The organism is Mesorhizobium sp., assembly GCF_004962925.1.
In the GTDB taxonomy this organism is placed as follows: domain Bacteria; phylum Pseudomonadota; class Alphaproteobacteria; order Rhizobiales; family Rhizobiaceae; genus Mesorhizobium.
Map to the genome: position 1 here is coordinate 1 of NZ_SUEO01000303.1, position 5,842 is coordinate 5,842.

Genomic DNA, 5,842 nt, shown 5'->3' on the forward strand with positions numbered 1-5,842 from the left:
GGGTGGGCACGAGCGTCGACGGTGCGGGTGGAGCAAACGTTGGAGCTTCGGTCAGCACAGGTAACGTGTCGGTCGGCGCAGGCGTTAGTGCCAGTGGCAGCCCTTCGACGGGTATCGGCATGGGCGACGATCCGTCCGCCGAAAACGGATCGGCTACCGCTCCCGGTAGTCCGGCCGCAGTCACGACAGCCACTGCCTTTGCCAAGACCGCCAAGCAATCGATCGCCCTGCCACCCGTCCTCAGGCCTTCCAAAGCCGGTGAGGGTGACTCCACCAGGGGCTATCCCTTTGGATCTTTGAGACCACTGAAAGCGAAACCCGGTACGCCAGCTGCGGTCGTGCGCGCCTGCCGCGCGGCGATCGCGTCCGCTGCGACGCCGCTTGGCGCCGTCCGTGTCCACGCGGTAAGCGCAGGTGCCTTACGTCAACGTCGGGGAGCACTCACGGCGCCGATCGAGGTGCGAATAGACTACGCAAGACAAGGCGGCATCGAAGTTCGGCGGGCGCAAGTCGGTTGTCGCGTCGATACTGCGGGCAGGGTCACTGCAATAATATAGCTCCAGGCCTGTACCTGTAGGAGGGACACACGGCGCTCTGCCGAAGTCGCTTTAGTCGGGTCGGTAATCAACCGTGCCCGCGAGTGTGAGTTTGCCAGCCCGGCCCTGCGCGTACTGATCGCAAACCTATCAGAAGCGGACGCGCTATCGGAACAATCCTGGCGAAGCCAAGTTAACTTTTGTCGCTAGACAGTGCGCCTCCTACTGGCACAAAGCGGACAGATTCCACGATCAGCGTGTGGGCAATTTAATCGGCCGCGATACTCAAGGCACCAGCACGACCTTGCCAATCGAGCGGCGCTCTTCCAGCAGGCGATGCGCCTCGTTGGCCTGGTCGAGCGCGAAGCGGCTGCCTTTGGTCACCACGAGCTCTCCGCCGGCAGCCAGCTGGAAAAGCTTGGACAGGCTGGCCCTGAGCACATCGGGCGAAATCAGCGGCAGCAGGGCGAACCCTCTCAGCGACTGGTTCCGGGTAATCATCGCTTCCATCTCCGAGGCACCGATCGCGTATCTGCCCAGCGCCGCAAAGACCAGCTCTCCGCCAGGCGCGAGGGCCTCCAGCAACGCCGACGTCATCGAGCCGCCGACAATGTCGTAGACAAAATCGACGCCGGCGCCACCTGCCGCTTCCCGCACACGCATGGGCCAATCCGCCGTGCTGTAGTCGACCACGGCATCGGCTCCAAGCGACAGGGCAAGATCGAGCTTGGCCCTGCTGCCGGCAACCGCGATCACGGCGCTGGCGCCCTGGCGTTTGGAGAGTTGGACAAGCAAGGAGCCGACACCGCCCGCAGCCGCAGTCACCAGCACCGACTTGCCGGCGGGCGGGCTTTGCCGCAGCAGATGGAAGGCCGTCAGCCCCTGCACCATCAATGCCGTCGCATCTTCGAACGAGAGCGCGTCCGGCAGAGGCACGGCCAGCTTTGCGTCGATCGTTACATAGTCGGCATAGCCGCCAAAGGGGTGCGTTGAAGCGAACAGCGGCGCCGCGACGCGTCTCCCGGTCAGCGAGGTGTCCACTCCTTGACCAAGCGCCTCCACGGTCCCCGCAGCCTCGACGCCGAGCATCATGGGCAGGTCTGGCGTCACCGCGTAGCGATCCCCGCGCATCAGCACTTCGAAGAAATTCACGCCGGCCGCGCGCACGCGGATCAGAACCTCGCCTGCTTGCGGCTCAGGCTTCGGCATCTCGACGACATCCAGGACGTCAGGACCGCCGAAACGGTTCAGTTGAATGGCTCTCATGGCATGTACCCATCACTATGGCATCGGCTGCTGTTTGCCACTATCTGCCTGATCGCGACTACACACTCATTTGTCCCCTGCTGACCAAGAGGTGACCATGGCCAAGCTGACCAAAAGACTGCCCATGCTGCCGGCGGAACGCGCCCTGAAAGTGATCTCGGGTCGATGGAAGGCTGTTATTCTCTACCATCTCTTCGACGGCCCCAGGCGACTGTCGGTGCTGAAGACGCTGGTGCCCGACATCACGCAGAAAGTGCTGATCCAGCAGCTTCGCGAAATGGAAGAACACGGCCTTGTCAGACGCGAGATCTTTGCCGAGATTCCCTCACGCGTCGAATATTCGGCGACGCGGCTCGGCCTTAGCCTCGAGCCTATCCTTCTGGCGCTCTGTGAGTGGGGCCAGCACCATGCAGATGAGCTGAATGAAATGGACCGCCTTGCCGATTGCATCATCAGGCCTCGGCAGGCGCGGCAGCCGGCCATCGCCTGAATCAAAAAGGGGCGACGCAAGCGTCGCCCCCGGGAATCCTTGGGAGGATTGTTCTGGTCTGAGGATCAGGCCGCCTTGACTTCCTCGGCGACGGCGTCGGCCTGACGCGCCGCCTTCAGCACTTTGGCCCACCATGCAACGTCGTTGACCAGCGCGGTCGCCGCCTGGTTCAGGTGCTCTAATTCCTCCAGCTTCTTGTCACCTTGCCTGACAGCAAGGAAATCGCCCCACGCAATGTGGACGGCGGACTTGACCGGCGCCATCTGCAACTCGACAGCATGCAATCTGAGCTGCTCGACGGCACGTGCGCCACCGACGCTGCCATAGCCAACGAAGCCGGCCGGCTTCTTGTTCCATTCATTGGCGGCGTAGTCGATGGCGTTCTTCAGCACGGCAGTCGGGCCATGGTTGTATTCGGCGGCGGTGAAGATGAAGCCGTCGAATTCCGCGACCTTCTTCTGCCAGCGCTGCGCCACTTCGTTCTGCGACGGCGCCCAGGCGGACGAAGCGACCTCATCGAAGAACGGCAGCGGGAAGTCACGCAGGTCGACCACTTCCACGTCGATGTCGGCATGCGACTTGGCGATCTTGGCGATCCACTGGGTCGGCACGTCGGCGAAGCGGGCGGCGCGAGTCGAACCGACGATGATAGCGATTTTAGGTTTGGACATAGAGGGGCTCTCCTTTAGGCAAATATCTGGTATCGTTTATATACCTGAGCTATATGAGTGACTGCACTCACGAGGCGCAAGGAGGCACCTTTTTGTTACCTAGGCACCCGCACCGCACCGAGGACTGCCGCGCCATCTCGGAAATCCTGCAGCGCGTCGGCGACAAATGGACAGTGCTGGTCGTCGGCAAGCTCGGTGACGGGCCACTGCGCTTCAACGAACTGCGCAGCGCCGTCGGCGGCATCTCGCAGAAGATGCTGACCACCACCTTGCGCGGGCTGGAGCGCGACGGCTTCGTCACCCGGACCGTGTTTCCGACCATTCCGCCGCGCGTCGACTATGAGCTGACCGACCTTGGCTACGAGCTTCTTGTGCCGGTCGGGGCGCTCGGCGAATGGGCGCGCAAGAACACCGAGCGCGTCAAGGCCGCGCGGGCGAGGTTCGATGGGATTCATGCCTGAAACTCTTGCGCTGCAAGGGTTTGCGTGCGGCGCGAGCGCAGATGAATTCTATGGTTGCATCTGCATTCAGGCCCGCAGACGGCTTTCGGTCCGTTTCGATTTTCGGGCCCGATTGACCACCTTGCATGGCGCAGGCCGCCTCTTTGCCGCAATTGCTCCACGCTCATCGCGCCGGTGTGGCACGTCGTTGCAACGCAGAGTCCGCACCTAGTCACTCGCCGCTTTCAGGGGCGTGGTTTTCGGAGGTGCAACTGGCTTCGGCCTCGTCTCGTTTGACCTCAGTTTAGGCGGTTGCGGCCAACAGGCAGAACAAGGCTGCAAGCGCGCCTGCCAATGCGCCGTTCAGCAATCGTTGACGCATTGTCTTTTCCCCATGCCCTGCCGGAAATGTGCGAACGCGAAGCATCGCTGTTCGCATCCCTTGCGAGAGGCTGGCAGCGGCGTTGCAGTTCGACTTAAAGCTGACCACATCCAGCCGGTCAGCCTTCCGCCGGAACCGCCTTCGGCTTGCCTTCGCCGTCCAGCGCCACCATGACGAAATCGGCATGGGTGACCTTCTCCATCAGGTCGGAGAGGTAGCGTTGCGCCCATGCTTCGACCTTGAGCGTCATCGAGGTCCGGCCGACGCGCTCGACATGCGTATAGATGCACAGCGTGTCGCCGATCTTCATCGCTTTGGCGAACGACATTTCCTTCACCGCTGCCGTCACCACGCGGCCCTTGGCGCGCTCGGCGGCGCGGATACCGCAGGCAAGGTCCATCTGCGCCATCACCCAGCCGCCGAAGATATCGCCCGCCGCATTGGCGTCCGAAGGCATGGCCAACGTCCTGAGCGTCAGATCGCCGATCGGCCGTCCATCCGCATAATGCACCATGCGCCAAATTCCCTCGATATCGATCTTCTCCCGATCCCGTATCGGGATGGCAACGGTGCGTCAACGCGCCGCCAGCCGGTAATGTCGCAGTTTCAAATTCGGCTATGGGGTGGAATATTGCCCTTTGACTCATCGATCGGAGCGGGCAGGTAGCGCCATTTCCGGACCAACATCGAGGCGACCTTGTCGGTCGCCTCTCCGACCCGTTGGCCGACCTTCGTGTTGCTTCGCTGCAAGGACCGCACAGGGGTTAGTGGTTCGACGTCGCTGCGGGCGAACATAGTAGAACGGGGTCGCAAGATCATTATCAAAAGATCTGACCGTCATCGAGCTTTCCTGAAAGGCAAAGGTCGCTTGGACGCGGGTGCGAGATTGGCATTTTCCAGTGTCGCTCGCGATGCCGTACGCAGAGGTCCAACATTGTTTTCGTTCTTGAAGATCGATCTGATCATCGACAGCGGTCCCGTGAAAACTCATCAAAAGCGTCGCGCTTCTCGGGCCCTTCCCGGCTGGGGCCGGTGAAGCGCCGCGCCCTGGACATATTCTCGACGGAAAAAACGCCTCGAAGCGCTCGGGAATCGACCGAATGGGAACAATCTTACCTGTTTCAAGGTTGAGGATGCGCAAGGGACTGCTCTACGGAATCATTGGCCAGATGAAACGTCATTTTCGGATTCTTGTGGGTGCCGCGGTCGGCCTCATGTTGACACCTGCTCCGCTTCCCGCACTTTCGCGCGACGCCCAGCCGCACGCCGCCCCCCTTATTCTGGCCCAAGCCCAGTCGCCCGAAGAGGAAAAGCTGCTGCGCAGGAAGCAGCGAAAGGGGGCCAGACGCGACGAGCAACCGACTCCTCGGGCAGAAAGGCCGGCGCAGCGCGAGCGGGCCGAGCGGCCTGCGGCGCGGGAGCGCGAAGCCGTTAAACGGCGTGCCGCCAAACCCGACGCGCCCGCGATCGCCGAGGAGCGCCAGAAGAGGCGCAAGGTGCGTGAAGCCGTCAAACGGCGTGCCGTCGAACCCGAGCCTGCGATCACCGAGGAACGCCAGAAGCGGCGCAAGGTGCGCGAAGCCGTCAAACGGCGTGCCGCCGAACCCGAGCCTGCGATCACCGAGGAACGCCAGAAGCGGCGCAAGGTGCGCGAGGCCGCCAGGCAGCGCAACGCCGAACCCGACGCGCCCGCGATCGCCAAGGAGCGCCTGAAGCGGCGCAAGGTGCGCGAAGCCGTCAAACGGCGTGCCGCCGAACCCGAGCCCGCGATCACCGAGGAACGCCTGAAGCGGCGCAAGGAGCGCGAAGCGGCGATGCGCCGTCCCGAAAACGCCGCCAGGCTCTTCGACAGCGCCAAGGAAAAGCCGGTGAGGCGCAAGCCGGGCGGCACCGAGTCGGACCAGCCCACTCGGGCCAGGGCCGAGCGGCCGCCCGAAAGCGACGCCGCGGCGCAGGCGCGAGCCTCGACATATCCGGTGCAAGTCGGCTCCGTCATCTCCGAGGAAGGCCGCCGCATCGAACGCCCGCGCAGGGAGCGTCCCGAGGTTCCGGAGGGC

The 5,842-nt window shown here is 63.2% G+C and carries 5 protein-coding genes and 1 pseudogene; 3 read left to right on the top strand and 3 right to left on the bottom strand.

Going from position 1 to position 5,842, the window contains the following annotated elements:
* Window positions 1-821 precede the first annotated feature (821 nt).
* Complete coding sequence (locus E5W87_RS33385; RefSeq protein WP_292407597.1) at window positions 822-1,802, bottom strand: zinc-binding dehydrogenase; 981 nt, start codon at window positions 1,800-1,802, stop codon at window positions 822-824.
* Window positions 1,803-1,899: 97 nt separating this feature from the next.
* Here E5W87_RS33385 and E5W87_RS33390 point away from each other — a divergent pair, with 97 nt between their 5' ends.
* The gene (locus tag E5W87_RS33390) at window positions 1,900-2,292 is read left to right on the top strand and encodes a helix-turn-helix domain-containing protein (protein WP_292407599.1); all 393 of its coding nucleotides are present in this window, start codon (window positions 1,900-1,902) and stop codon (window positions 2,290-2,292) included.
* 65 nt (window positions 2,293-2,357) lie between these two features.
* Here the strand turns inward: E5W87_RS33390 and E5W87_RS33395 are convergent, their stop codons facing one another.
* Window positions 2,358-2,963, bottom strand: coding sequence for an NADPH-dependent FMN reductase (locus tag E5W87_RS33395; RefSeq protein WP_292407602.1), 606 nt, complete (start codon window positions 2,961-2,963; stop codon window positions 2,358-2,360).
* 92 nt (window positions 2,964-3,055) lie between these two features.
* Between E5W87_RS33395 and E5W87_RS33400 the strand changes: the two genes are divergently transcribed.
* Window positions 3,056-3,424 (top strand): helix-turn-helix domain-containing protein, encoded by a 369-nt coding sequence (locus E5W87_RS33400; protein ID WP_029350030.1) that lies wholly within the window; start codon window positions 3,056-3,058, stop codon window positions 3,422-3,424.
* A 479-nt stretch (window positions 3,425-3,903) separates the two neighbouring features.
* Here the strand turns inward: E5W87_RS33400 and E5W87_RS33405 are convergent, their stop codons facing one another.
* The gene (locus tag E5W87_RS33405; protein ID WP_023761257.1) at window positions 3,904-4,299 is read right to left on the bottom strand and encodes an acyl-CoA thioesterase; all 396 of its coding nucleotides are present in this window, start codon (window positions 4,297-4,299) and stop codon (window positions 3,904-3,906) included.
* A 619-nt stretch (window positions 4,300-4,918) separates the two neighbouring features.
* On the opposite strand from E5W87_RS33405, the pseudogene E5W87_RS33410 reads away from it, so the two are divergent.
* Window positions 4,919-5,842: pseudogene (locus tag E5W87_RS33410) on the top strand (hypothetical protein); the annotation flags it as partial.